At 72.9% G+C, this 25,286-nt stretch carries 19 protein-coding genes, 1 tRNA gene, 1 pseudogene and 1 riboswitch; of the genes and pseudogenes, 5 read left to right on the top strand and 16 right to left on the bottom strand.

Annotated elements, in window-relative coordinates; translation table 11 throughout:
* Positions 1-83 precede the first annotated feature (83 nt).
* Positions 84-314, top strand: coding sequence for a DUF4287 domain-containing protein (locus ACZ462_RS29935; protein ID WP_467809168.1), 231 nt, complete (start codon positions 84-86; stop codon positions 312-314).
* Positions 315-442: 128 nt separating this feature from the next.
* On the opposite strand, the gene ACZ462_RS29930 is transcribed toward ACZ462_RS29935, so the two are convergent.
* Together ACZ462_RS29930 and ACZ462_RS29925 are read right to left on the bottom strand one after the other, a co-directional pair.
* Positions 443-1,291 (bottom strand): Bax inhibitor-1/YccA family protein, encoded by an 849-nt coding sequence (locus tag ACZ462_RS29930; protein WP_467809169.1) that lies wholly within the window; start codon positions 1,289-1,291, stop codon positions 443-445.
* Positions 1,292-1,648: 357 nt separating this feature from the next.
* Positions 1,649-1,730, bottom strand: a tRNA-Leu gene (locus ACZ462_RS29925).
* Positions 1,731-2,212: 482 nt separating this feature from the next.
* On the opposite strand from ACZ462_RS29925, the gene ACZ462_RS29920 reads away from it, so the two are divergent.
* Positions 2,213-2,977, top strand: a complete 765-nt coding sequence (locus ACZ462_RS29920; RefSeq protein ID WP_189810517.1) for an ABC transporter ATP-binding protein — start codon at positions 2,213-2,215, stop codon at positions 2,975-2,977.
* A gap of 118 nt (positions 2,978-3,095) precedes the next feature.
* Complete coding sequence (locus ACZ462_RS29915; RefSeq protein WP_467809170.1) at positions 3,096-5,648, top strand: ABC transporter permease; 2,553 nt, start codon at positions 3,096-3,098, stop codon at positions 5,646-5,648.
* 101 nt (positions 5,649-5,749) lie between these two features.
* Here ACZ462_RS29915 and ACZ462_RS29910 read toward each other — a convergent pair whose 3' ends face one another.
* Both ACZ462_RS29910 and ACZ462_RS29905 read right to left on the bottom strand, forming a co-directional pair.
* The gene (locus ACZ462_RS29910) at positions 5,750-7,087 is read right to left on the bottom strand and encodes a class I SAM-dependent methyltransferase (protein ID WP_467809171.1); all 1,338 of its coding nucleotides are present in this window, start codon (positions 7,085-7,087) and stop codon (positions 5,750-5,752) included.
* Between the two features lie 198 nt (positions 7,088-7,285).
* Positions 7,286-8,671 carry an NAD(P)/FAD-dependent oxidoreductase gene (locus ACZ462_RS29905; RefSeq protein ID WP_467809172.1) on the bottom strand — a complete coding sequence of 462 codons (1,386 nt, stop codon included), beginning with the start codon at positions 8,669-8,671 and terminating at the stop codon, positions 7,286-7,288.
* 532 nt (positions 8,672-9,203) lie between these two features.
* Here ACZ462_RS29905 and ACZ462_RS29900 point away from each other — a divergent pair.
* Entirely contained in the window at positions 9,204-9,476 is a 273-nt protein-coding gene (locus tag ACZ462_RS29900) for a type II toxin-antitoxin system Phd/YefM family antitoxin (RefSeq protein ID WP_467809173.1), read from the top strand.
* Positions 9,473-9,736, top strand: a pseudogene (locus ACZ462_RS29895) (type II toxin-antitoxin system RelE family toxin); the annotation flags it as partial. The gene ACZ462_RS29900 and the pseudogene ACZ462_RS29895, both read left to right, overlap by 4 nt.
* Positions 9,737-9,744: 8 nt before the next feature.
* On the opposite strand, the gene ACZ462_RS29890 reads toward ACZ462_RS29895, so the two are convergent.
* The 12 genes from ACZ462_RS29890 to mfd all read right to left on the bottom strand — a co-directional run bounded on the left by ACZ462_RS29890 (position 9,745) and on the right by mfd (position 25,059).
* Positions 9,745-10,686 carry a Ppx/GppA phosphatase family protein gene (locus ACZ462_RS29890; RefSeq protein WP_467809174.1) on the bottom strand — a complete coding sequence of 314 codons (942 nt, stop codon included), beginning with the start codon at positions 10,684-10,686 and terminating at the stop codon, positions 9,745-9,747.
* Entirely contained in the window at positions 10,683-11,246 is a 564-nt protein-coding gene (locus ACZ462_RS29885) for a DUF501 domain-containing protein (protein WP_467809175.1), read from the bottom strand. Before ACZ462_RS29885 ends, ACZ462_RS29890 begins: the two co-directional genes overlap by 4 nt.
* A gap of 76 nt (positions 11,247-11,322) precedes the next feature.
* On the bottom strand, positions 11,323-11,811 hold the full coding sequence (locus tag ACZ462_RS29880; protein ID WP_467809176.1) for an FtsB family cell division protein: 489 nt from the start codon (positions 11,809-11,811) through the stop codon (positions 11,323-11,325).
* Positions 11,812-11,923: 112 nt separating this feature from the next.
* On the bottom strand, positions 11,924-13,204 hold the full coding sequence (eno, locus tag ACZ462_RS29875; protein WP_189810400.1) for a phosphopyruvate hydratase: 1,281 nt from the start codon (positions 13,202-13,204) through the stop codon (positions 11,924-11,926).
* Positions 13,205-13,487: 283 nt separating this feature from the next.
* Positions 13,488-14,198 (bottom strand): transglycosylase family protein, encoded by a 711-nt coding sequence (locus tag ACZ462_RS29870; RefSeq protein WP_467809177.1) that lies wholly within the window; start codon positions 14,196-14,198, stop codon positions 13,488-13,490.
* A gap of 2 nt (positions 14,199-14,200) precedes the next feature.
* Positions 14,201-14,368, bottom strand: a riboswitch (cyclic di-AMP (ydaO/yuaA leader).
* 283 nt (positions 14,369-14,651) lie between these two features.
* Positions 14,652-15,701 carry a transglycosylase family protein gene (locus ACZ462_RS29865; protein WP_467809178.1) on the bottom strand — a complete coding sequence of 350 codons (1,050 nt, stop codon included), beginning with the start codon at positions 15,699-15,701 and terminating at the stop codon, positions 14,652-14,654.
* Positions 15,702-15,803: 102 nt separating this feature from the next.
* Positions 15,804-17,078 (bottom strand): cytochrome P450 family protein, encoded by a 1,275-nt coding sequence (locus tag ACZ462_RS29860; RefSeq protein WP_467809179.1) that lies wholly within the window; start codon positions 17,076-17,078, stop codon positions 15,804-15,806.
* Positions 17,079-17,129: 51 nt separating this feature from the next.
* A complete protein-coding gene (locus ACZ462_RS29855; protein ID WP_467809180.1) occupies positions 17,130-18,173 on the bottom strand; it encodes a nucleoside triphosphate pyrophosphohydrolase in 1,044 nt (347 codons plus the stop codon).
* A gap of 64 nt (positions 18,174-18,237) precedes the next feature.
* Positions 18,238-18,864 (bottom strand): SurA N-terminal domain-containing protein, encoded by a 627-nt coding sequence (locus ACZ462_RS29850; protein ID WP_467809181.1) that lies wholly within the window; start codon positions 18,862-18,864, stop codon positions 18,238-18,240.
* Positions 18,865-19,041: 177 nt separating this feature from the next.
* Complete coding sequence (locus ACZ462_RS29845; RefSeq protein WP_467809182.1) at positions 19,042-20,541, bottom strand: protein kinase domain-containing protein; 1,500 nt, start codon at positions 20,539-20,541, stop codon at positions 19,042-19,044.
* The gene (locus ACZ462_RS29840) at positions 20,538-21,158 is read right to left on the bottom strand and encodes a hypothetical protein (RefSeq protein WP_467809183.1); all 621 of its coding nucleotides are present in this window, start codon (positions 21,156-21,158) and stop codon (positions 20,538-20,540) included. Before ACZ462_RS29840 ends, ACZ462_RS29845 begins: the two co-directional genes overlap by 4 nt.
* A gap of 370 nt (positions 21,159-21,528) precedes the next feature.
* Positions 21,529-25,059 (bottom strand): transcription-repair coupling factor, encoded by a 3,531-nt coding sequence (gene mfd, locus ACZ462_RS29835; protein ID WP_467809184.1) that lies wholly within the window; start codon positions 25,057-25,059, stop codon positions 21,529-21,531.
* Between the last annotated feature and the right edge of the window lie 227 nt (positions 25,060-25,286).

Raw genomic sequence — 25,286 nt, 5'->3', positions numbered from 1 at the left:
CCGGGGCGGCGCCATTGCCAACGGCCGGACTCTCCGGCACGGTGACGGGAAGGGAACAGCACGGCCACACCCCGGAGGCGCCCATGTCCGTAGAGTTCTCCGAGCAGACCCACCGCAACATGATCGACAGGATTCCGCAGACGACCGGCCGCGAGGTCGCGGAATGGCTTCGCACCGTGGACGAGGGTCCCTCCCTGGTCCGGTTCGAGGAGAAGGTCAGCTGGCTGCGCGGCGCGCACGAGCTGTCGTACGGCCAGGCCAAGGCGATCATCCACGAGTACGACCTGCGCAGGGCCGCCCGCAGGTTGGGCTGACCAGCCCCCTTCCCCCTCCCCCCACCGGTCCGGTCCGCACCGGTACGCGGGAAGGCCCCGCGAGCTTCCGCTCGCGGGGCCTTCCCGGTGGTGCCTGCGGGCCCCGGACGCAGCCGGGCCCGGTCCTGCTAGTCGTCCCCGGAGAGGATCTGGAACAGGCGCAGCAGCTCCAGGTAGATCCACACGAGGGTCAGCGTCAGGCCGAAGGCGGCCAGCCAGGCCTCCTCGCGGGGGGCGCCGTAGGCGATGCCGTCCTCGACCTGCTTGAAGTCCAGGGCGAGGAACGCGGCGCCGAGGATGACGCCGATGATGCCGAACAGGATGCCGAGGCCGCCGCTGCGGAAGCCGAGGCCGTCACCGCCCGCGAACACCGAGAACAGCAGGTTCACCACCATCAGCAGCATGAAGCCCATGGCGGCGGCCATCACGAAGCCGTAGAAGCGGCGGGTCACGCGGATCCAGCGCATCTTGTACGCGAACAGCACCGCGGCGAAGACGCACATGGTGCCGAGCACGGCCTGGATGACGACACCGGCACCGATGTAGGTGCTGGTGGCGGCGCTGATGACGCCGAGGAACACGCCCTCGAACGCCGCGTAGCCCAGGATGAGCGCCGGGGCCGCCTTGCGCTTGAACGCCTGGACGAGGGCCAGGACCATGGCGACGAGCGCGGCGCCGATCGCGATGCCGTAGGACTTGCCGATGTTCGCCGGGTCGACCGGGAGGGCGATCCAGGCGAGCGTCGCGGTGAGGATGACCGTGCCGAGCGTCATGGCCGTACGGCTCACGACGTCGTCCATGGTCATCGCGTTGACACGGGCGGGCGCCTGGGGCATCCCGGTGGCCGGGTCGGTGGCGTAAGGATTCGTCGCGTACGGGTTGGCCCCGGCCTGCTGGTGCTGCGCGTCGAAGCCCGCGTAGGCACCGTTGTCGCGGCTGAACCCCCGTCGCGAGAAGACCGGGTTACTGCTCCTCATCTCACTCCTCCATGGCCACCGTGCGCGGCCTTGCAACAAGAGTAATGCGCTAGCAAAGAAACCACCCTACTGCTGGAGGAGGATCTTAGGAGAAGGGCGGGCGGCGCGCAGGGGCATATCCGCCGGTCGGCGGGGGCGGCCGGGCCGGTCGGCGGGGGCGGCGGGTCGTCAACCGGCCTCCTCCCGCGACGGCCGGCGCGTCCCCGGCGGGGCGGCGGGGGTGCAGGAGGCGGTCCGCGTCCGGGGCGGGCGGCCCGGTCGGCGCACGCCGGCGCGCGGCCGGCACGGCGGGCGGGGCCGGAAACGGAAGAAGGCCGAGCCACCGGGTGTGCGCGGGTGGATCGGCCGAAGTGGGAGTGCCCGGAGCCGGACTTGAACCGGCACGACCTCAAGGCCAGCGAGGTTTAAGCTCGCCGTGTCTGCATTCCACCATCCGGGCAGGCGTGTCGGCGCCTCGGGAAATCAACCGGACGCCGGACCGAGCCTATCGGGAATGCCCTGGTCGGGGACGGGAACACTTTCCTATGTTGTCTGATTTTATTGGCGCTTGAGTGTCCGTCAGGCCGCAGAACGCGGGGTGGGCCCCTTAAGGCACCGACCACCGGCGATACGGGAATGACGGGATTTCGACGGCCCCCCGCCGGGCTCCGCGCCACCGGCGCGCCACCCCGGGCCACCCCGCCCCCGCCGGGCCGCGCCGGCCCGCGGCAGGGCGCCCGCGGTCCGGCGGGGGGGGCGGCCCCCAGGGGGCGCAGTCATACCAGAGGAGGATCCGGCCGGCCCTGCGGTCAGACTCCAGTGGGCAGGTGAACGGGCACCGCGGCTGATCCGCCGCCCCGCCCGCGCGGAGACGATGGGAGGGTCCCAGTCCGCAGACCGCCGCAGCCGGTCAGCCTCCGAGGAGCAGCCCCCGTGACCACCATGAACCACGCCCCGCACACCACCCTGGCCGTGGCCGCCCGGGCCACCGGCCTCTCCAAGGTGTACGGCCAGGGCGAGACCCAGGTGGTCGCGCTCGACAACGTGTCCGTGGACTTCGGCCGCGGCCGGTTCACCGCGATCATGGGCCCGTCCGGCTCCGGCAAGTCGACGCTGATGCACTGCGTCGCCGGCCTCGACACGTTCTCCTCCGGCTCCGTCCGCATCGGCGACACCGAACTCGGCTCCCTCAAGGACAAGCAGCTCACCCAGCTGCGCCGCGACAAGATCGGCTTCATCTTCCAGGCGTTCAACCTGCTGCCGACGCTGACCGCCCTGGAGAACATCACCCTCCCGATGGACATCGCCGGCCGCAAGCCGGACAAGCAGTGGCTCGACACGGTCATCGAGATGGTCGGCCTCTCCGGCCGCCTCGGCCACCGCCCCACCCAGCTCTCCGGCGGCCAGCAGCAGCGCGTCGCGGTGGCCCGCGCCCTGGCCTCCCGCCCCGAGATCATCTTCGGCGACGAGCCCACCGGCAACCTCGACTCCCGCTCCGGCGCCGAGGTCCTCGGCTTCCTGCGCAACTCCGTGCGCGAACTCGGCCAGACCGTCGTCATGGTGACCCACGACCCGGTCGCCGCCTCCTACGCCGACCGCGTCGTCTTCCTCGCGGACGGCCGCATCGTCGACGAGATGCTCGCCCCCACCGCCGACGGCGTCCTCGACCGCATGAAGGCCTTCGACGCCAAGGGCCGCACCAGCTGATCCCGCCGGTGCCGTGACCGGGCCGGCCCGCGCCCGCCCGCCCGCCGCCCTCCCCGAACCGCCCGACCGCGCCTCCTGCGCCGCCGCCCCGGCGGCCGCCACGACTCCTGGATTCCCCATGTTCCGTACCGCCCTGCGCAACGTGCTCGCGCACAAGGCCCGCCTGCTGATGACGGTGCTCGCCGTCATGCTCGGCGTCGCCTTCGTCTCCGGCACGTTCGTCTTCACCGACACCGTCGGCAAGGCGATGTCCGACCAGTCCCGCAAGAGCTTCGACGGGGTCGCCGTCTCCGTGAGCCACCACGGCCCCGGCCGCGCCGAGGACGGCACCAAGGAGGAGGGCGAGCCCGGCATCAGCCAGCAGACCCTCGACAAGGTCGCCAAGCTGCCCGGCGTCGCCTCCGCCTCCGGCCGCGTCTCCGGCTTCGCCGGCGTCGCCGACCCCTCCGGCAAGCTCATCGGCAGCGGCTGGATGAACCAGGGCGCCAACTTCGCGCCCGTCGAGGACGGCAAGGACCCCCGCTACACGTTCACCGAGGGCAGCGGCCCCGCCAAGGCCGAGGAGATAGCCCTCGACAGGGCCTCCGCCAAGGCCGGCCGCTACTCCGTCGGCGACAGGGTCCGCGTCGCGACCAACGGCCCGGTGAAGGAGTACACCCTCAGCGGCGTCTTCACCACCGAGGACGGCGCCGTCAACGCCGGCGGCTCGCTGGTCCTCTTCGACGCCAAGGTCGCCCAGGAGCTGTACCTCGCCCCCGGCTACTACTCCGAGCTGGCCATCGCGGCCAAGCCCGGCACCGACGCGGCCAAGCTCCTCTCCGACGTCACCCCGGTCGTCGGCAAGGACGCCGCGGCCGAGACCGGCGCCTCCCTCGCCGCCCGCAACGCCAAGAACATCGAACAGGGCATGAGCGGCATGAAGACCGGCCTGCTCGCCTTCGGCTTCATCGCCCTCTTCGTCAGCGTCTTCCTCATCTACAACACCTTCAGCATGCTGGTCGCCCAGCGGACGAAGGAACTGGCCCTGCTGCGCGCCGTCGGCGCCACCCGCAGCCAGGTCCGCCGCTCCGTCCTGACCGAGTCGCTGCTCGTCGGCCTGCTCTCCTCCGTCCTCGGCCTCGGCCTCGGCGTACTCCTGGCCGTGGGCCTGCGCTCCGGCATGGACAGCTTCGGCGCGAAGATCCCGGCCGGCCCGCTGGTCGTCTCCACGACCGCCGTCGCCACCGCCCTCCTCGTCGGCCTGGTCGTCACCGTGCTCGCAGCCTGGCTGCCGGCCCGCCGCACCGCCAAGATCCCGCCGGTCGCCGCGATGGGCAGCGCCCACCTCCCGCAGACCGCCAAGTCCCTCGTCCTGCTCAACAGCTTCGGCGGCGTCCTGGCCGGCCTCGGCGCCGCCCTGATCCTGTGGGGCTCCGCCAAGGGCGGCGAGACCGGCCGCTGGATCATCGGCGGCGGCGCGTTCTTCACGCTGATCGGCATCGCCGTACTCATCCCGATGCTGTCCCGGCCGCTGATCGCCGTCGTGCGCCCGCTGCTGACCCGCGTCTTCGGCACCGCCGGCAACCTCGCCGCCCGCAACGCGGTCCGCAACCCGCGCCGCACCGGCGTCACCGCCGGCATGCTGACCATCGGCCTGACCCTGGTGACGGGCCTGACCGTGCTCGGCGTCACCGTCGGCAAGGCCGTCGACCGCTCCACCACGGACCAGATCCGCGCCGACTACATGCTCACCATGGCCAGCGGCGGCGACCTGGACCCCTCGGTCGTGACGGCACTGGAGAAGACCCCGGGCGTCACCGCCGTCTCCGCCCAGCAGTCCGCCTACTTCATGGGCAAGGGCGACGTCTTCCACTCCGCCTCCGGCGTCAACCCGGCCGCCATCGAGAAGCTCGTCAACCTGAAGGTGCTCAGCGGCTCGGTCGCCTCCCTGGCGCAGGGCCAGGTCGCCGTCGCCGACAAGACCGCGAAGAAGGCCGGCCTGTCCGTCGGCAGCACGATCGACGCCGCCTTCGACGGCGGGGAGAAGAAGACCCTCACCGTCGGCGCCGTCTTCGAGGACAGCGAGCTCGTCTCCCCCTACGTCCTCGACGCCAGGCTCGTCCCGGTCGCGGCCGGCGAGAAGCCGCAGATCCGCCAGGTCTTCGTGAAGCTGTCGGGCGGCGAGTCCGCGGCGAACGAGAAGAAGGTCATCGACGCCCTCGGCGACAACCCCGCCATCAAGATCGACGACAAGCAGGACATCCGCAACGAGATGGGCGGCATCATCAACACGATGCTGAACCTGATGTACGGCCTGCTCGGCATGGCCCTCGTCATCTCCGTCCTCGGCGTCGTCAACACCCTGGCCATGTCGGTCTTCGAGCGGACCCAGGAGATCGGCATGCTGCGCGCCGTCGGCCTGGACCGCGGCCGCGTCAAGAACATGATCCGCCTGGAGGCCGTGGTCATCTCCCTCTTCGGCGCCGTCCTCGGCGTCGGCCTCGGCACCTTCCTCGCCTGGGCGCTGGGCCGCACCTTCAAGAACAGCATCCCGAACTACGAGCTGGTCATCCCCTACGACCGGATCGGCGTCTTCCTGCTGCTGGCCGCCGTGGTCGGCGTCCTGGCCGCCATGTGGCCGGCACGCAGCGCGGCGAAGCTGAACATGCTGACCGCGATCAAGACGGAGTAGCAGCGGCCGACCGCCCCGCGGGAACGCAAGGGCGGCGGCACACGGACCAGGCCCCGGGGCGGCGGAACCGCCCCGGGGCCCTTCCGTTTGCGTGCGTCCGGTCACCCGGGCTGCGTGGGACCCCCGCCCCAGGTGCGGGTCCGCAGGGGCAGCCGGGACGGGCCGCCGTCCTCCGAGCGCACCGCGAGGACCTGGTTGACGCCGAGGCGGTTGTGCTCGAAGCCGAGCGCGGAGGCCGCCATGTACAGCAGCCACACCCGGGCCCGCCCGGGCGAGGTCAGGGCGACGGCCTCGTCCCAGTGCTCCTCCAGCCGGGCCACCCAGGCCCGCAGCGTGAGGGCGTAGTGCTCGCGCAGCGCCTCCACGTCGCGGACCTCGAAGCCGGCCCGCTCCAGTTCGCCGACGGTCGTGCCGAGCGGGGACAGCTCGCCGTCGGGGAAGACGTAGGCGTCGATGAACGGGTCGACGCGGTAGGCCTGTTCGTCGGGTTCGGGGCGGCGGGCGATCTGGTGGTTCAGCAGCCGGCCGCCGGGGCGGAGGAGGGCGTACAGGGCGCGGGCGTACTCGCGATAGCGGGCGGCGCCGACGTGTTCGGCCATGCCGATGGAGGAGATCGCGTCGTACGGGCCGTCGGCGACGTCGCGGTAGTCCTGGACGCGGATCTCCACCCGGTCGGCGAGGCCCTCCTCGGCGACCCGCTTGCGGGCGTGGCCGGCCTGCTCGGCGGAGAGCGTGACGCCGGTGACGCGCACGCCGTACCGGCGGGCCGCGTGCAGGGCGAGGCCGCCCCAGCCGCAGCCGACGTCGAGGACGCGCATGCCGGGTTCCAGGCCGAGCTTGCGGCAGACGAGGTCGAGCTTGTCGTGCTGGGCCTGCTCCAGGGTGGCGCCGGGGCTCCAGTAGGCGCAGGAGTACACCATCGACGGGCCGAGGACGTGCCCGTAGAAGTCGTTGCCGACGTCGTAGTGGTGGCTGACGGCCTGACGGTCGCGGCCCCTGCTGTGCCGGGGGCCGCCGCGGCGGACGGCCTCCTCGGGCGGCGGCGGGGGCGGCGGCCAGGGCCCGGCGAGGGCGGCGAGCTCGCGCAGCGCCGCCCGGCGGGCCGGGTCGCGCAGCAGCGCGGCGGGCCCGGCCGGGGCGGGGGCCGCGGGGCCCGCCGGGGCGGCGGGCGCGCGCTCCCAGAGCAGGCCGGACACCCGGTCCAGCAGCCCGTACAGGTCGCCTTCGGCGGTGAGGTCCCCGGCGACCCAGGCGCGGGCCAGCCCGAGTTCCCCGGGCCGCCACAGGAGGCGGCGCAGGGCGCGGCGGCGGGCGAGGACGAGGACGGGGCCGCCGGGCGGCCCCGCCTCGCTGCCGTCCCAGGCCCGGATCCGGACGGGGAGCGGTGCGCCCAGCAGGGTCTCGGCCACAGCGGCCAGCCGCGGTGCGGCGTCGGTCATCGTCGGCACCTCCAGTCCATCCGATCGGACGGACTACCCCGCCGCGGCCCCGGCCATGCCGCGGCGCCGCCGACCGGGGGCCGCGGGGTGCGGCGGTACGCCGAAGGGGCCGCCCGCACCACGGATGGCGGGCGGCCCCTTCGGGACGTGCCGGGCGGGCCGGACGCGCGGGGCGTCCTGCCTGCCGTCAGACCTGCGTCAGGAGGCCTTGGCCTTCTCGGCCGGCGCTGCCGCGGCGGCCGGAGCCGGGGCCGGCTTGGCGGCCTCGTAGAACTCCTCGCGGGGGGTCTCCAGAGCACCCAGGGAGACGACCTCGCGCTTCAGGAACATGCCGAGGGTCCAGTCGGCGAAGACGCGGATCTTGCGGTTCCAGGTCGGCATGGCCATGCCGTGGTAGCCGCGGTGCATGTACCAGGCGAGACGGCCCTTGAGCTTGATCTTCATCTTGCCCATGACGATCATCGCGACGCCCTTGTGGACGCCCAGACCGGCCACCGCACCCTTGTTGGAGTGCTCGTACTCCTTCTGCGGGAAGCCCCGCATGCCGGCCACGACGTTGTCGCCGAGGACCTTCGCCTGCCGCAGCGCGTGCTGGGCGTTCGGCGGGCACCAGGCGTTCTCGACGCCGGCCTTGCGGGCCGCGACGTCGGGGATCTGGGCGTTGTCGCCGGCGGCCCAGATGTAGTCGCTGCCCTGGACCTGGAGGGTCGGGGCGGTGTCGACGTGGCCGCGCGGGCCGAGCGGCAGGCCGAAGCGGGCCAGCGCCGGGTTGGGCTTGACGCCCGCGGTCCACACGATGGTGTTGGAGTCGACCTCGAGGCCGTTCTTCAGCACGACGTGGCCGTCGACGCAGGAGTCCATCGAGGTGCCGAGGTAGATCTCGATGCCGCGGGACTCCAGGTGCTCCTTGCCCCAGGTGCCGAGCTTGGGCCCGACCTCGGGAAGGATCTTGTCGGCGGCGTCCACCAGGATGAAGCGCATGTCCTCGCGCTTGATCGTGGAGTAGTACTTGGCGGCGTCGCGGGCCATGTCCTCGACCTCGCCGATCGTCTCGGCGCCGGCGAAGCCGCCGCCGATGAAGACGAACGTGAGTGCCTTGCGGCGGACGTTCTCGTCCGTCGTGGACTCGGCCTTGTCGAGCTGCTCGAGGACGTGGTTGCGCAGGCCGATGCCCTCTTCCACGCCCTTCATGCCGATGCCCTGCTCTGCGAGGCCGGGGATCGGGAAGGTGCGGGAGATGGCGCCGAGGGCGATCACCAGGTAGTCGAAGGGCAGCTCGTACGCCTCGCCGACGAGCGGCGTGACGACGGCGACCTTGCGGTCCTGGTCGATGCTGGTGACCCGGCCGGTGAGGACCTCCGCCTTGGGCAGCACGCGTCGCAGCGGGACGACAACGTGCCGAGGCGAGATGCTGCCTGCGGCCACTTCGGGGAGGAAGGGCTGGTAGGTCATGTACGACCGCGGGTCGACGACCGTGACGGTCGCCTCGCCGTAGCGCATCTTCTTCATGATGCGCTTGGCCGCGTACAGGCCTACGTACCCACCTCCTACAACGAGGATCCTGGGACGCTCCGTGGTGCTCATGGAACGAGTATCCAGCACCCCCAGGGGTGATGCTCGTGAGCCCCTTCACAAGAACCGACAGGGGCTCTGCTACACTGCGCCGCCCACGTGACGGAGGTCATGGCGCGGATCGGGAACCACGGTGTAACGGGATTCGTTGTTCACCCGCTCTGAACTGGCCTCCAAGGCCCCAACCGGAGTAGACCACAGGGTTCGTGGATACCTACCGACACGGGGCGCCGCCGTCCGCGGATCGCACGAAGCGGACCCGGAAGGGGCCGCTGGACCCCCGATAGGGGCCTTCCGGCCCCTCGACTTGACCCGGGGCACCCCTTCTTCTTGTGAAGAACTTCACGAACTTTTCCGCGCGGCGCCGGTGAAAGCCGAGCCCGAACCCCCCGAACACCCCCAACACGCCCGCTCCCAGGGCCCATCCGCCTTCGATCCCACCACCCCTCCGCTCGCGCGGGGCGGCGCCCCGGCCGCACCTCGATCGAAGCGCCGACTCAAGCGCGCGGGGGTGCGTGTACACGTTCATGGGTACACCGGCCGCATGACCGATAACGCCGTGACTGTACGGGAAGCCCGCGCGCATCTCGCCCACCACATCAACCGGGCCGGGGAAGGGCTTCCCACCGTCATCACGCGCAACGGCGCGCCGGTGGCGGCAGTGGTTCCGATCGCGGACTTCGAGGCATTGGAGGAAGCGGCCGACGTCATGCTGGCCCGCGAAGCTGAAGCAGTTCTCGCCGAGGGCGGCCCCACGGTGACCATGGCCGAACTGCTTGCAGACCTGTTCAGCGAGCAGGATGGCGACACGGCGTGAAGTACGCCTTTCGGTTCACCACTGCGGCGCGGAGGCAGCTGCGTACCATCAGCCGTCTCCACGCCATGCAGATCCTGACCGCACTGACCGCGCTCGGTGAGGATCCGAACCGCGAGGACGCCGACGTCAAGGAGCTCACCGGCCCATCCGGGCTCTACCGGCTCGGGGTCGGAAACCACCGGGTCGCCTACCAGGTCGACGATGGCGAACTCGTCATCCTCGTTGTCAAGGCAGGCGACCGGCGAGACGTCAATCGCAACGGTAGGCGTCAGGTCAGGGACCAGGCGATGCCGTCCAGGATGTCGTGTTCCGAGACCACGACCTCCGTCGCGCCCGTGCGCTCCATGATCGCCAGAAGGACCAGGGCACCCGCGGCGATCACGTCGACGCGGCCCTCGTGCATCACCGGGATCGCGGCGCGCTCGGCGTGCGTGGACGCGAGCATGCGCTCGCTGATCTCGCGGACCTGCTCGTACGGGATGCGCGAGTGGTGGATGCGCGAGGAGTCGTACGCGGGCAGGCCGAGCGCGATCCCGGCGACGGTGGTCACCGATCCGGCGAGGCCCACCAGGGTGCGGGCCTCGCGCAGCGGGACGCTCTGCTCGGCCAGGTCCAGGGCCGCCTCGATGTCGGCCCGCATCGCCGCGGTCTGCGCCGCGGTCGGCGGGTCGGTGACGGCGCCGTCCACGACGAGGTGCCGCTCCGTCATGCGGACGCAGCCCACGTCGACCGAGCGCGCGGCCCGCGCGTGCTCCTCGCCGACCACGAACTCCGTGGAGCCGCCGCCGATGTCGACCACCAGGTACGGCTTCTCCAGGTGGTCGGCGCCGACGAGCTCCCGGGTCGCGCCGGTGAAGGAGAACTCCGCCTCCTGCTCGCCGGAGACGACCTCCGGGTCGACGCCGAGGATGTCCCGCACCCCGGCGGTGAACTCGTCCCGGTTCTCCGCGTCCCGCGAGGCGGAGGTGGCCACGAACCGGATGCGCTCGGCACCCAGATCCTTGATCACCCCGGCGTACTCGCGGCACGCGGCGAAGGTGCGCTCCAGCGCCTCGGGGGCCAGCCGGCCGGTCCGGTCCACGCCCTGGCCGAGGCGGACGATCGTCATCCGGCGGTCGAGCTCGACGAGGTGCCCGGTCGCCGGGTCGCAGTCCGCGACCAGCAGGCGGATGGAGTTGGTGCCGCAGTCGACCGCCGCGACCCGCGTCATGCCCGCGGCTCCTGCTCCTGCTCGGCCGCGTCGCCCGCGCCGCCGCCGCACGGCGTGACGCAGGGGCCCTTGGCCCACCACTCGGGCAGCATGGCCAGCGCCTCGTCGCCGAACGGGTTGACGCCCGGCCCGGCGGCCAGCGAGTGGCCGACCAGCACGTGCAGGCACTTCACCCGGTCCGGCATGCCGCCGGCGCTGGGGAAGCCCTGGAGCACCTCGACGGCGTCGCGGCGCCGGATGTAGTCCTCGTGCGCGGCCTGGTAGGCGGCGGCGAGTTCGGGGTCCTCGGCGAGGCGGGCCTGCATCTCCTTCATCACGCCGTTCGCCTCCAGCGTGCCGATCGCGGAGGCGGCGCGCGGGCAGGTCAGGTAGTAGAGCGTGGGGAAGGGCGTGCCGTCGGGGAGGCGGGGGGCGGTCTCCACGACGTCGGGCTGCCCGCAGGGGCAGCGGTGGGCGATGGCGCGCAGCCCGCGCGGCGGGCGTCCGAGCTGCTGCTCGAACGCCTCGATGTCCGCGTCGGTCGGCTCGGTCCGGTCGGTCTGGGGCGGGGGCGTCTGCATGCCTGGAGGAAGTCTCTTCGTTCTCGTGGATGGGTGCTGCGGGGTGGTGCGGTCGGTGCGGGTCCCGTACGGCCCGTCAGTCGCCGGGGCGGTCGGCCTTGTCGACGCCGTCCCAGACGTTGGAGTACCAGGGCCGGTCGGACCCGGCGTGCCCGGTGCGGCGCTGCTGCGCCGCCTCGGCGCCGGGGTCGGCCATGATGTAGGCGGTCTCGCCGGGCCGTACGAAGTGCAGGTGCCTGCGCGCCTGCTGTTCGGCGTAGGCGTCGTCCTGCCAGCGTGCCTTCTCGTCGCGCAGCCGCTCCAGCCGCCTGGCCGCCGCGTCGGCGGCCCGCTCCTGCTCGGCGATCTCCGAGCGCTGGGAGACGTACTGGCGCATCGGGTACGCCAGGGCGACGACCAGCGTACAGAGGACCAGCACCAGGAGCGCGGCCCGGCCGGTGAGCCGGCTGCGGCGGACCTGGCGCCGGTTCTGCGACCGGTAGACGTGGGCGGCGGTCCGCTCTCCGAGCTGCTTGAGCCTCGTCGCGGTGGAGAAGGTGGAGAACCGATCCCGGTTCCCGGCCATTGAACCCGCCTCCCCTGGTGCACGGTGCTACGCAATACGTCCCCGCACACGGTACGGGACCGAGTGCGGGGACGTACGGAGGCCGGACCCTCGGGTCACGGCCCGGGAGCGGTCAGCCCTTGAAGCGGGGGAACGCGCTGCGGCCCGCGTACACGGCGGCGTCGTCGAGGATCTCCTCGATGCGCAGCAGCTGGTTGTACTTGGCGACGCGCTCGGAGCGGGCCGGGGCGCCGGTCTTGATCTGGCCGCAGTTGGTGGCGACGGCGAGGTCGGCGATGGTGACGTCCTCGGTCTCGCCGGAGCGGTGGGACATCATGCACTTGAAGCCGTTGCGCTGGGCGAGCTCGACGGCGTCGAGGGTCTCGGTCAGCGAGCCGATCTGGTTGACCTTGACGAGGAGGGCGTTCGCGGTGCCCTCCTCGATGCCGCGGGCGAGGCGCTCGGGGTTGGTGACGAACAGGTCGTCGCCGACGAGCTGGACCTTGGCGCCGAGCTTCTCGGTGATGGTCTTCCAGCCGGCCCAGTCGTCCTCGAACAGCGGGTCCTCGATGGAGACGAGCGGGTAGGCCTCGACGAGCTCCGCGTAGTAGTCCGTCATCTCGGCGGCCGAGCGGGCCTGGCCCTCGAAGTGGTACTTGCCGTCCTTGTAGAACTCGGACGCGGCGACGTCGAGCGCGAGGGCGATCTGCTCGCCGGGGGTGTAGCCGGCCTGCCTGATCGCCTCGAGGATGAGGTCGAGGGCCTCGCGGTTGGAGCCGAGGTTGGGCGCGAAGCCGCCCTCGTCGCCCAGACCGGTGGAGAGGCCCTTGTCCTTCAGGACCTTCTTGAGGGTGTGGTAGACCTCGGTGCCCCAGCGCAGGGCCTCGGAGAAGGACTCGGCGCCGATCGGCGCGATCATGAACTCCTGGATGTCCACGTTGGAGTCGGCGTGCGAGCCGCCGTTCAGGATGTTCATCATCGGAACGGGCAGCAGGTGCGCGTTCGGGCCGCCGAGGTAGCGGAACAGCGGGAGGTCGGAGGCCTCGGACGCGGCGTGCGCGACGGCGAGGGAGACGCCGAGGATGGCGTTGGCGCCCAGCGAGCCCTTGTTGTCGGTGGCGTCCAGGTCGAACATGGCCTGGTCGATCAGGCGCTGCTCGGTGGCGTCGTAGCCGACGAGCTCGGGGCCGATCTGCTCGATGACCGCGAGGACGGCCTTCTCGACGCCCTTGCCCATGTAGCGGTTCGGGTCGCCGTCGCGGAGCTCGATGGCCTCGAAGGCACCGGTGGAGGCACCGGACGGAACGGCAGCACGGCCGGTGCTGCCGTCGTCGAGGCCCACCTCGACCTCGACCGTGGGGTTGCCTCGGGAGTCCAGGATTTCCCGGGCTACGACGACGTCGATGGACGGCACGAGCATCTCCTTCTGGGATGTGACGCTGGGTGTGCGGTGGCGTGTCGAGCCGGGGGACCGGCCCTGCCGCCTAGAGCCTAACCGCAGCCGGGGGGTCGGCCCGCCGACCGCCCGGGTCCTGGGACGAAAAAGGGCCCGAATACCCCTCTTCCCGGACATACAACCCGCCCTGACCGGGTGTACGGGGGCGGGCACGCCACCGCCCGGCGCGAGGGGGGGGGTACGCGCCGGGCGGTGGGGATCAGGTGGTGCGGAAGCCCTCGGGTGAGGGTTCGCGCGGTGTTCAGGCGAGCTTCAGCTTCTGGCCGGGGAAGATCAGGTCGGCGTCGGAGACGATGTCCTTGTTGAGCTCGAAGAGCTTCTCCCAGCCGCCCTTGACGTTCTGCGCCTCGGCGATGGTGCCGAGGGTGTCGCCGGCCTTCACCTCGTACGAGCCGTTGCCGGTCTTCACGACGGGGGCCTCGGCGCGCTCGGAGCGGGTGGTGGGCGCGGGGGTCTGCGCGCGCTGCGTCTGCTTCTTGACCTCGGTCTTCTGCGGCTGCGTCTTCTTGGTCTCGGTCTTCGGCGTCTGCTTGGGGGTCGTGTTGGCAGTCGACCCGCCGCCGGTGTACGAGGAGTTGGACAGGCCCTTGCCGCAGTGCGGCCAGGCGCCCTTGCCCTGGACCTTCAGGACCTTCTCGGCGATGGCGATCTGCTGCGCCTTGGTGGCCTGGTTGGCCTGCGCGGCGTACGCCTTGCCGCCGAAGCCGGCCCACGTGGAGGCGGAGAACTGGAGGCCGCCGTAGTAGCCGTTGCCGGTGTTGATGGACCAGTTGCCGCCGGACTCGCACTGGGCCACGCGGTCCCACTCGGAGGCGGTGGCGGCGGAGGCGGTGCCGGCGGTCATCAGGGGGGCCGCGACCGCGACGCCGGCGACGCCGGCGAGCGTGACGATGCGGGTGGTCCGCTCGATGGCGGTGGCGCGGCGGTGCTTGCCCTTGCCCGAAAGCAGCATGGAGTTCTCCTCACCGACGCCTGCGAGGTGAGCTGTCGGGTTCGGGCGGATGAGTTGCCCGGCCGCGCACGTGGCGCGTCTTCACCCCTAGCCGGTCCGGGCCGTCGTCCGACGGCCTTTCGCGGCACCTACCTTGGTTCCCCCGCTCCTGCCTTCGGCGCTTGACGCGACGTGTTGTTCCCCCCGTCCGCCGGCAGGACTCGGCGATGCGGTCGAAGGGGCCCGCGGTGGCGGGCGATTCAGAAGGTAGACAGGTCCCTCCCCGAAGTTCAACGAGGGATTTCGGGGAGGGGAAGGCCCTACTTGCGCTCCCCTGGGGGGCATTTGCGCAGGTGAGGGGTGTTTTTACCCAAGGTCACGGACAGGACACGCCAGTTGACCGGAAGAGACGCATGTCTCATTTGAACGAACCGGACATTCAACTCTTAACGGGTGTCCGAAATGCCGTTGTTCCTAACCTATTTCCAGGTTCTGGCCGGGCTTGATGAGGTTGGCGTCCGAGCCGATGACCTGCTCGTTGGCCTGGTAGAGCGCGCTCCAGCCGCCCTTGACGCCGTTGCGGTCCGCGATGGCGGCGAGGCTGTCGCCCTCCTTCACCGTGTACGAGGGCGCCTGCGCCTCCTCGGCGGGGGCGCCGCGGTGCTTGCCGGTGGCCGCGGCCGTGGCGCCGGAGATGTCCGCCGGGTCGGTGGAGGCGCCCGGGGCCGGGGAGGCCGACGGGGCAGAGGGGGCCGCCGGGGAGCCCGGGGCGGTGGATGCGGGGGAGCTGGCGGGGGCACCCGGCGCGGCGGTGTCGCCCGGCGACGGGGTGCCCGGCACGGCCGGGCTCGGCGTGGGAACCGCAGGGGCGGTGGGGTCCACGGGGCTCGGGGTGACCGTGGGGTCGCCCGGGAACACCGGCGGAGCCGTGGGGGACGGCGTCGCGCCGTCCGGGTCGGGCATGACGGGCAGTCCGACGGACGGGGCGAGCGGCCCAGGGGGCGGGCTCGCCGGCGCGGGGGTCGGCGCGCCGTAGTCGGTGGGCCGGTGGCCGTCCGCGACGGGGACGCGGTCGTCCGGGCGGGCCGGGGAGGGGCCGACGGCCCGGTGGCTGCCGGCCGAGCCCGGGTCCACGTCGGCGGCGGGGCCGTCCTGGGTCAGCCCGGCCGCGGCCGCGCACTGCGCCCAGGCCTGGGCGCCGCTGGCGGCGAGCACGCGCTCGGCGACCGCGATCTGCTGGGAGCGGCTGGCGAGGTCGGGGCGCTCGGCGAACTCCAGGCCGCCGGCGTTCTTCCACTGCTCCTGGGTGAACGCCAGGCCTCCGTACGAGCCGTTGCCCGTGTTGGCGCTCCATGCGCCGCCGCTCTCGCATTCGGCGACTTTGTCCCACGTCCCCGCCTCGGCCGCGCTCGCGCCGGTGGCGGCGAGCAGCGGCATGGCCAGCGCGGAGCCGGTGACTCCGGCGGTGACGACGATGGCGGGTACCTGACGGGGGCGTCTGTGGCGGCCGTTCCCGGAACGCATGTGATGCACCTTTCGCATAACGGCGTGGTAACGGCAGAACCTAGCGGCCTTCGAACGATTGTCACAAGTTGAGCAAGAAATTGATTTCCCATCAGAAAATCTTCAGATGTTTCGGGGTGTGAAGCGGACGGGAAGGGTGCGCAGGCCACGCATGATCAGTCCGCCCCGCCATCTCAGGTCCGCAGGCGGAACTGCCAGTTCCAGATCAGGCAGACGCGTCAGCAAAGTCGCAAGCGCCGTCTGGCCTTCCAGCCGGGCCAGCGGCGCGCCCAGGCAGTAGTGGATTCCGTGCCCGTACCCCAGGTGCTGGTTGTCGCTCCGCGAGAGGTCCAGGGTGTCCGGCAAGGCGAACCGCGCGGGGTCCCGGTCGGCCGCGGCGAGGACGACGAGCACCGGGTCGCCGACCGCGATGTCCTGACCGCCGAGCACCAGCGGGCGCGTGGCGAACCGCCACGTCGCGAGCTCCACCGGCCCGTCGTAGCGCAGCAGTTCCTCGACGCCCGTCTCCAGCAGGCCCCGCTCGCCTGCGGCGAGGGAGGCCTGGAGCCGCGCCCGCTCGCCCGGGTTCATGAAGAGGGAGTGGACGCCGTTGCCGATGAGGTTCACGGTCGTCTCGAAGCCCGCGAAGAGCAGGATGAACGCCATCGCGGTGGCCTCGGCCTCCGTCAGGTGGTCGCCGTGGTCGCTCGCCCGGATCAGGTCGGAGATGAGGTCATTGCCCAGATCATCCCTTTTGCGGTGGATGAGTTCGCCGAGATAGGCCCGCATCTGCTTCACGGAACGGGCCACCCCGCCCCGCGGCCCCCCGCCGTGCCGGATCATCATCCCGGCCCAGTCCCGGAAGTCGTCCTGGTCCTCACGCGGTACGCCGAGCATCTCGCAGATGGCGTAGATGGGGAGCGGGAAGGCGAACTCGTGGATCAGGTCCGCCTCGCCGCGGCCCGCGAACCCGTCGATCAGGTGGTCGGTCAGCTCCTGCACCCGCGGCGCGAACTCCGCCACCCTGCGCGGTGTGAACGCCTTCGACACCAGCCGCCGCAGCCGCGTGTGGTCCGGCGGGTCGATGTTGAGCAGGTGCGTCATCAGCTCGGCCTTGCGCTCCCCCGGGATCCCGGTCTTGCCCTTGGCGTGCGCCGGCTCCGCGTGGTGCTCCGGGTTCTTGCTCAGCCGCTGGTCGGCCAGGGCCTGGCGGGCGTCGGCGTACCGGGTCACCAGCCACGCCTCCACCCCGCTCGGCAGCCGCGTGCGGTGCACGGGGGCGTGCTCGCGCAGCCAGGCGTACGCCGGGTACGGGTCGGTGGCGAACTCCCAGTCGAACAGGGTCGGGCCCTGAGCGGGAGCGGGTTCTTCGGAGGCTGCGGAGGTCGGCTCGTACACGCCTCGACCGTAACCCGCCCGCGGGCCGCCGCCCGCCGCCCGCCGCTCCCCTTACTCCGCGGCCCCGCCGGCCGCGTCGGCGCCGTCGGACGGGGTGCCGGCGGCGAGGCCCTCCGCGGTGCGGATCGCGTCGCGGTAGGCGCGGGCCGCCGCCCGCAGCGCCGTCTCCGGGTCGGTGCCCTCGGCCTCGGCGCGCGCCGCCAGCCGCAGCAGCTCGTAACCGACGCCCTCGCCGGCCGGCAGGGCGACGTCCACACCGCCCGCCCGCGCCCGGCCGGCGAGCTTCGCCGCGAGCGCGAGGCCGGGCTGGCCGAGCGGGATCCCGTCCGTGACCGACTCGCGCCGCTTCTCCGCCGCCTTGGTGCGCTGCCAGTGTGCGCCGACGTCCTCCGCGGTCTCCGCCTCGGCGTCGCCGAAGACGTGCGGGTGGCGGTGGACCAGCTTCTCGACGAGGGCGCCCGCCACGTCGTCCACGGAGAACGGCTCCTCGGGGTCCTCCTCGGCGATCCGCGCGTGGAAGACCACCTGGAGCAGCACGTCGCCGAGCTCCTCGCGCAGCTCCTGCCGACTGCCCTCCTCGATCGCCTCGACCAGCTCGTACGACTCCTCGATCGCGTACTTCACCAGCCCCCGGTGGGTCTGCCGGGAGGTCCACGGGCACTCGCGGCGGACCCGGTCCATCACCTGGACGAGGTCGAGCAGCCGCGCCCCGGGCAGGTCGTAGGAGCCGGGCAGCAGCTCGAGCTCCGGCATGGCGACCCGGCCGGATCCGGCGAGCCGGGCCAGCCCGTCGGTCAGCCGCCGGTCGCCCTCCCCGCCGGGGATGACCACGACGGTGCGGCCGCCGGCGCAGGCGTCGACCAGCTCCTGGGCGTCGGGCGCGGCGAAGCGGACCTCGACGCCGGCCTCGCGCAGGTACGGCAGCTGCGGGTGGTCCGGGGCGGCGCACAGCACCTCGTCCGCGGTGCGCAGCGCCTGCCAGGCCGGCCAGGACAGCAGGCCGGGCGCGACCCGGTGGCTGGCGGTCAGCAGGACGATCCGCCCGGTGTCGGGGGCGGCGGGGGCGGCGGCGGGTTCGGCGGAGTGGGAGTTCACCCTTCGAACCTACCGCCCTGCGCCGGACCGCGGCGGCGGGCCCCCGGCCGGGGCCCGTACCCGGTCAGGCCCCGGCGGCGACCTGCTCGGGCCGGCTCCGCTGGGTGATCCAGGGGGTGGCCTGGTCGCCGAGGACGATCTGCTGGGCGTCCCAGACGCCGTAGCGCGGGTTCACCTTGATGTGCAGCTCCTTCGCGGCGGCCGCGAGCCGCTCCAGCGCCTTGTCCTGGCTGCCGTAGTGCTCGAAGAGCTTGTCGCGCAGCAGTTTGAAGCGGGCGTCCGCCTCCAGCTGCGCGGGGGCCAGCTGCGCCTGCTCCAGCGCTGAGGCCTCCAGCCGCTCGCTGCTGCCGGCCTTCTCCAGCTGGGCCTGGCGGAACTCGCCGACCTCGCGCGGGGAGACCGTCACGCCCGCGTCCTTCGCGGCGCGCTCCAGGACGGCGGTCTGGATCATCTTGTTGAGCTTGACCCGCTCCAGCCCGGGCGAGGACTGGATCAGCTGGGCGGCGCTGCCGCCGGCCCGGTTCTGGGCGTCGCGGACGGCGACCACCTGGGCCTGGAGTGCGGAGGTGGTGATCCGCTCGCCGCCGACGACGGCCGCGGTCCCGGGCCGGGCCCCGCCCGAGCAGGCGGACAGCAGGGGGGCCGCCACGAGCAGGGCGGCGGAGACGGAGAGCGCTGTGCGACGGTGCAAAGGAGCCTCCAGGGCCGGGAGATTGTGCGTCGGTGCACAAAGGCCGTGCGGTGATCGATGGTATGCAGTCGGGGTGGTCCGGGCCACCCGTTCGGCCAACGATTCCCCTGGTGTCGCGGGTACGCCCTCCCCGGCCGCCGCCCCGTCCGGCCGCCGCTCCGGCCGGGCGGCGTACGGTCAGCGGACCCGGGTCAGCCAGTCCAGGGTGCGCCGGACCTCCGCCGAGAAGGGGTGGCCGGGGCCGTGCACGCGCTCGGCGTCGAACAGCAGCCGGGCCAGGGTGTCGTGCGCGGCGGGCCGGTCGCCCAGCGACAGCAGCAGGTGCGCGATCCGCCGCCGCACCTCCAGCGGCAGCCCCGGATCCGGGTTGGCGTAGTGGTTCTCGAACAGCGGCAGCAGCGAGCGGTACTCCGCCAGCGCCGCCGCCGGCTCGCCGAGCTGCTCCAGGCACTGCGCGGCGTCGTAGCGGAACCGCAGTGACTGCGGGTCACCGGCCGGGAACTCGTCTGCCAGGCGGCGCAGTTCGGGCAGGGCCCGGCGGTACTGGCCGTCGTCCATCAGCGTGGCCGCGTACTGCTTGCGCAGCGACCGCACCACCGGCGAGTGCTCGCCGTGCTGGGCGGCCGCGGCCGGGAGGATCCCGCCGAGGATGTCCACGGCCTGCGTCAGGCGGCCCTGGTCGAGCAGGCTGCGCGCCTCGTCGACGGCGGCCCCGATGTCCGGCCGCGGCGGGGCCGTCGGCTGCGGCGGTATCGCCGTGCCCCGGTCCGGCCAGGGCGCGTGCGGCCGCAGGAACGGGCGGCTCGGGTCCAGGGACGCCGACGGCGCGCCCTGCTTGGGCAGCAGCGGCGCGAGGGCCTCGTACACGGCCTGCGCGGAGGCGGGCCGGTCCTGCGGGTCCTTGGCCAGCATGTGGAGCAGGACCGCCTCCAGCTGGTGCGGGACCTCCGGGCGGGTCCGCCGCACGGGCGCCGGAGGCTCGTACAGGTGGCGGTGGAGCACCCCGAGCGCGGTGGACCCGGCGAAGGGCACGTTCCCGCTGAGGAGTTCGTAGAGCAGCACGCCGAGCGCGTACAGGTCGGTGTACGGGCCGACCGCGCCGCCCATCGCCTGCTCGGGCGCCATGTACGCCGGGCTGCCGATCGGCGTGCCGGTGCTGGTGAGGCGGGTGGTGTCGGTGTCCATCACCGAGGCGACACCGAGGTCGAGGACCAGGACGGTGCCGTCCGGGCGGACCATCACGTTCCGCGGCTTGAGGTCGCGGTGCACGATCGGCACCGCGTGCACCGCGGACAGCACCCCGCACAGCTGCGCGACCACCGACACCGCCCACGGCCACGGGTACGGGTCGTGCGCGGCCAGGTGGTCGGCCAGGTTCTCGCCCTCGACGTAGCCCATGACCAGGAACAGCTCGTCGCCGTCGCTGCCCGCGTCGTGGACCGTGACCAGCCCCGGGTGGTCCACCTGCGCCGTCACCCGGCACTCGCGCACGAAGCGGCGCCGCAGCTCCTCGGCGACGGAGCCCGGCCCGGCCACCTTGTCCGGGCGGAGCAGCTTGACCGCGACGCGCCGGTCCAGGCGCTGGTCGTACGCCGTCCACACCTGGCCCATGCCGCCCTGCCCCAGCAGCGACGCCAGGCGGTAGCGCTCGCCGATGATCCGCCCGTCGTCGGTCACCGGCCCGTGCCCTCACCGTCGGCCGGGGGCTGGTTCGGGTGCGGCGTCTCCTTGCGCAGCAGCTCGCTCAGCTCGTCGAGCTCGGCGCGGACCTGCCCGATGCGCGGCGGGGTGACCGGGCCGGGGCCGGGCTGCGCCGGGCGCGGCACCGGGGTGGGGGTGTGGTGGACCGGCTGGTGCGGCTGCGGGTAGCCGTACGCCGGCCCGGCCGCCTGCTGCGGGGGCATGTACGGGGCGGCGGGCTGCGCCGGGTACCAGGCGGCGGAGCGGGCCGCGGCCCTGGCCTCGTAGTGCCGGATGTCGGCGACGAGGAAGTAGATGCAGGTGGCGACACCGGTCAGGATCGTGCCGAAGGCGCCGGTGTTGCCCTGCCAGCCGTCGGTGTTGGGCGTCGGGTCGGCGCCGATCAGCGCGAGCCAGCCGACGGTGAGCCCGAAGTTGACGGCGAGGAGGATCCAGTCGGCGGACTTGCGGGTGACGATCGCGAGCCGCAGCATCGTGGCCCATCCCAGGAAGCCGCAGCTGAGGACGGGCAGCAGGGCGAACAGCACGCGCAACGCCACCACACCCCCGGAACTGGGCTGGGGCTGCTGCGGCGGGAGGCCGGGGCCGTGCATCGCTGCTCCTGACGGACCGTGTCGACTGGTTCAGGTCTGAGGGTATACAGCGTTTCCGGCCGCCAGTGAGGGGATGCGCGCAACCGTTGCAGCCTCGCTGCACAGGCCCCCGCCCCGCACCCCCGCCGAAGGACGGCACCGCGCGCCGGCCGGGCCGGAACGCCCGGCCGGCCTCGTCCTTTCGACCACGCTCCCAGGAGGGGGCAACCGTGCGCACCGGCCGTTCCGGAGCGGTTGCCTCCGCCGTCGCCGGCACCGTCCTGCCGGCCGGCACCGCGGCCTGCGGTCCGGACAAGGACCCGCTCGCGGGCCGGGACTGACACGGCCGCGGCCGGGACCCCGCAGAGGAGCCCCGGCCGCGGCCGGCGGGTCAGGAGCCCAGGACCGTGGTGAGGAACTCGCCCGTCCAGGCCAGGAGTTCCCGCCCGACCAGCGGCTTCCCCCCGACCCGCGCCGTCTTCGGCCGCGGCACCAGCACCTGCGACGCCGCCGGCTTCAGCACCGACCCGGGGTAGAGCCGCTTCAGCCGCAGCTCCTGCGACTCCCGCAGCTCCACCGGCCCGAACCGCACGTTCGGCCCCTGGAGGGTGATGTCGCCGACCCCGCAGGCCCGCGCCAGCATCCGCAGGCCGGCCACCAGCAGCAGGTTCTCCACCGGCTCCGGCAGCTTGCCGTAGCGGTCGGTGAGCTCCTCCCGGACCGCCTTGACGTCCTCCTCGGAGTTCACCGAGGCGATCGCGCGGTAGGCCTGCAGGCGCAGCCGCTCCCCCGGCGCGTAGTCGTGCGGGACGTGCGCGTCGACCGGAAGCTCGATCTTCACCTCCAGCGGCGGCTCCTCCTCCGCCCCGCCCTCGACGGCCGCCCGGTAGTCGGCCACCGCCTCGCCGACCATCCGGATGTACAGGTCGAAGCCGACGCCCGCGATGTGCCCGGACTGCTCCCCGCCGAGCAGGTTGCCCGCACCACGGATCTCCAGGTCCTTCATCGCCACGTACATGCCGGCGCCCATCTCCGTGTGCTGGGCGATCGTCGCGAGCCGCTCGTGCGCCGTCTCCGTCAGCGGCTTCTCCGGCGGGTACAGGAAGTACGCGTACCCGCGCTCCCGGCCGCGCCCGACCCGGCCGCGCAGCTGGTGCAGCTGCGACAGGCCGAAGTTGTCGCCGCGCTCCACGATCAGCGTGTTGGCGTTGGAGATGTCGATCCCGGACTCGACGATCGTCGTCGAGACGAGCACGTCGAACTTCTTCTCCCAGAAGTCCACCACGACCTGTTCGAGGGCCTGCTCCGACATCTGCCCGTGCGCCGTCGCGATCCGCGCCTCCGGCACGATCTCCCGCAGCCGGGCCGCCGCCCGGTCGATCGACTCGACCCGGTTGTGGATGTAGAAGCACTGGCCCTCGCGCAGCAGCTCCCGCCGGATCGCCGCCCCGATCTGCTTCTCCTCGTACGGGCCGACGAACGTCAGCACAGGGTGCCGCTCCTCCGGCGGCGTCGTGATCGTCGACATCTCCCGGATGCCCGTCACCGCCATCTCCAGGGTGCGCGGGATGGGCGTCGCCGACATCGTCAGCACGTCCACGTTCGCCCGCAGCTTCTTCAGCTGCTCCTTGTGCTCGACGCCGAACCGCTGCTCCTCGTCGACGATGACCAGGCCCAGGTCCTTGAACTTCGTCTCCTGCGAGAACAGGCGGTGCGTGCCGATCACCACGTCCACCGAGCCCTCCCTCAGCCCCTCCAGGGTGGCCTTGGCCTCGGTGTCGCTCTGGAACCGCGACAGCGCCCGCACGTTCACCGGGAACTGGCTGTACCGCTCGGAGAACGTGCCGAAGTGCTGCTGCACCAGCAGGGTCGTCGGGACGAGCACGGCGACCTGCTTGCCGTCCTGCACCGCCTTGAACGCCGCCCGCACCGCGATCTCGGTCTTGCCGTAGCCGACGTCGCCGCACACCAGCCGGTCCATGGGCACGGACTTCTCCATGTCCTCCTTGACCTCGGCGATCGTCGTCAGCTGGTCGGGGGTCTCCGCGTACGGGAACGCGTCCTCCAGCTCCCGCTGCCAGGGCGTGTCCGGGCCGAAGGAGTGGCCGGGCGCCGCCATCCGCGCGCTGTACAGCTTGATCAGGTCGGCGGCGATCTCCTTGACCGCCTTCTTCGCGCGGGCCTTCGTCTTCGTCCAGTCGGCGCCGCCGAGCCGGTGCAGCGTCGGCGCCTCGCCGCCCACGTACTTGGTGACCTGCTCCAGCTGGTCCGTCGGGATGTACAGGCGGTCGCCGGGCTGGCCCCGCTTGGCGGGCGCGTACTCCACCAACAGGTACTCGCGGGTGGCGCCCTGCACGGTGCGCTGCACCATCTCGATGTACCGGCCCACGCCGTGCTGCTCGTGGACGATGTAGTCGCCCGCCTCCAGGGTCAGCGGGTCGATGGACTTGCGGCGCCGCGTCGGCATCCGCCCCAGGTCCTTGGACGCGGTCCGCTGCCCCGTCAGGTCGGTCTCCGTCAGCACCGCCAGCCGCAGCGCCGGGTCGACGAAGCCGGTGGCGAGCGACCCGCACGCCACGTGGACCAGGCCGGTCGCCAGCTCCCCGAGCCCGGCCTCCAGGCGGGCGGCGATGCCCTCCCCGGACAGCACCTCGACGGTGCGGGAGGCCGGGCCGTGGCCCTCGGTCAGGTAGACGGTGCGCCAGCCGTCGGCGAGCCAGCCCTTGGTGTCGGCGAGCGCGCGGGCGGTGTCCCCGCGGTAGGCCTCCGCGGCCTGCATGCCCAGCTTGAGGGTGTCGGCGGACAGCTCCTCGTCGGCGGCGAACGGCGAGACCGACCACCACATCATGCCGAGCTCGCGCGCCCGGTCGCGGACGTCGGCGATGCCGCGCAGCGAGGCGGCGCCCACGTCGATCGGCGCCTCGCCGCCGCCTGCGGTGGCCGCCCACGACGCCATCAGGAACTCCTGGCTGGTGGCGACGAGGTCCGCGGCGCGCGTACGGACCCGCTCCGGGTCGCAGACGACGGCCATCGACCCGGCGGGCAGCACGTCGACGAGGAGCTCCATGTCGTCGACGAGGACCGGCGCGAGGGATTCCATGCCCTCCACCGCGATCCCCTCGGCGATCCGGCCGAGGAGTTCGCCGAGTTCGGGGTGGTCCTCGGCCAGGGCGGCGGCCCGCTCGCGGACCTCGGGCGTCAGCAGCAGCTCCCGGCAGGGCGGCGCCCACAGCCCGTGCTCGGCGATCTCCAGGGACCGCTGGTCGGCGACCTTGAAGTAGCGGACCTCCTCGACCTCGTCGCCCCAGAACTCGATGCGCAGCGGGTGCTCCTCGGTCGGCGGGAACACGTCGAGGATTCCGCCGCGGACGGCGAACTCGCCGCGCTTCTCCACCAGTTCCACGCGCGCGTACGCGGCCGCGGACAGCGCCTCGACGACCTCGCCGAGGTCGGTGCTCTCGCCCCGCCGCAGACTGACGGGCACCAGGTCCGCCAGGCCCTTGACCTGCGGCTGGAGCACGGAGCGGATCGGCGCGACCACGACCGAGACGGGCCCGGCCGCCGGGTCGTCCTTGCTGGGGTGGACGAGCCGGCGCAGGACGGCCAGGCGGCGGCCGACGGTGTCGCTGCGCGGCGAGAGCCGCTCGTGCGGCAGCGTCTCCCACGACGGGAACTCGGCGACCTCGTCCGGCGGCAGGAAGGAGCGCAGAGCGGCGGCGAGGTCCTCGGCCTCCCGGCCGGTGGCGGTGACCGCGAGCACCGTCCGCCCGGTGCGGGCGGCCAGCGCGGCGATCGCGAGGGGCCGTGCGGCCGGCGGGCCGACGAGGTCCACGTGCATCCGGTTGCCGTCCCCGGCCGCGGTGACCGCCTCGGTGAGGGCGGCATCCCGGGTGACGGCGTCGAGCAGTCCGTGCAGGCTCATGAAGGAGGCTTTCCATCCGGTGTAGAGGGCAGGCCGAGGGGCCCGACACGCGTGCGGGCCGGGGGTTCCACCCTACGCCCGCTCCCCCGGCCCCGGCCTCCGCTGGCACGCCCCGCACGCCGCCCGCCGGGGCCCGTACACGGCGCGGGCCCCGTACACGGCGCGGGCCCCGTACACGGCGCGGGCCCCGTACACGGCGCGGGCCCCGTACACGGCGCGGGCCCCGG

The sequence above is a fragment of the Streptomyces sp. NPDC031121 genome, from assembly GCF_055570615.1.
Note: the sequence above shows the minus strand (reverse complement) of the source record. Positions and strands in the feature narration are given on the sequence as shown.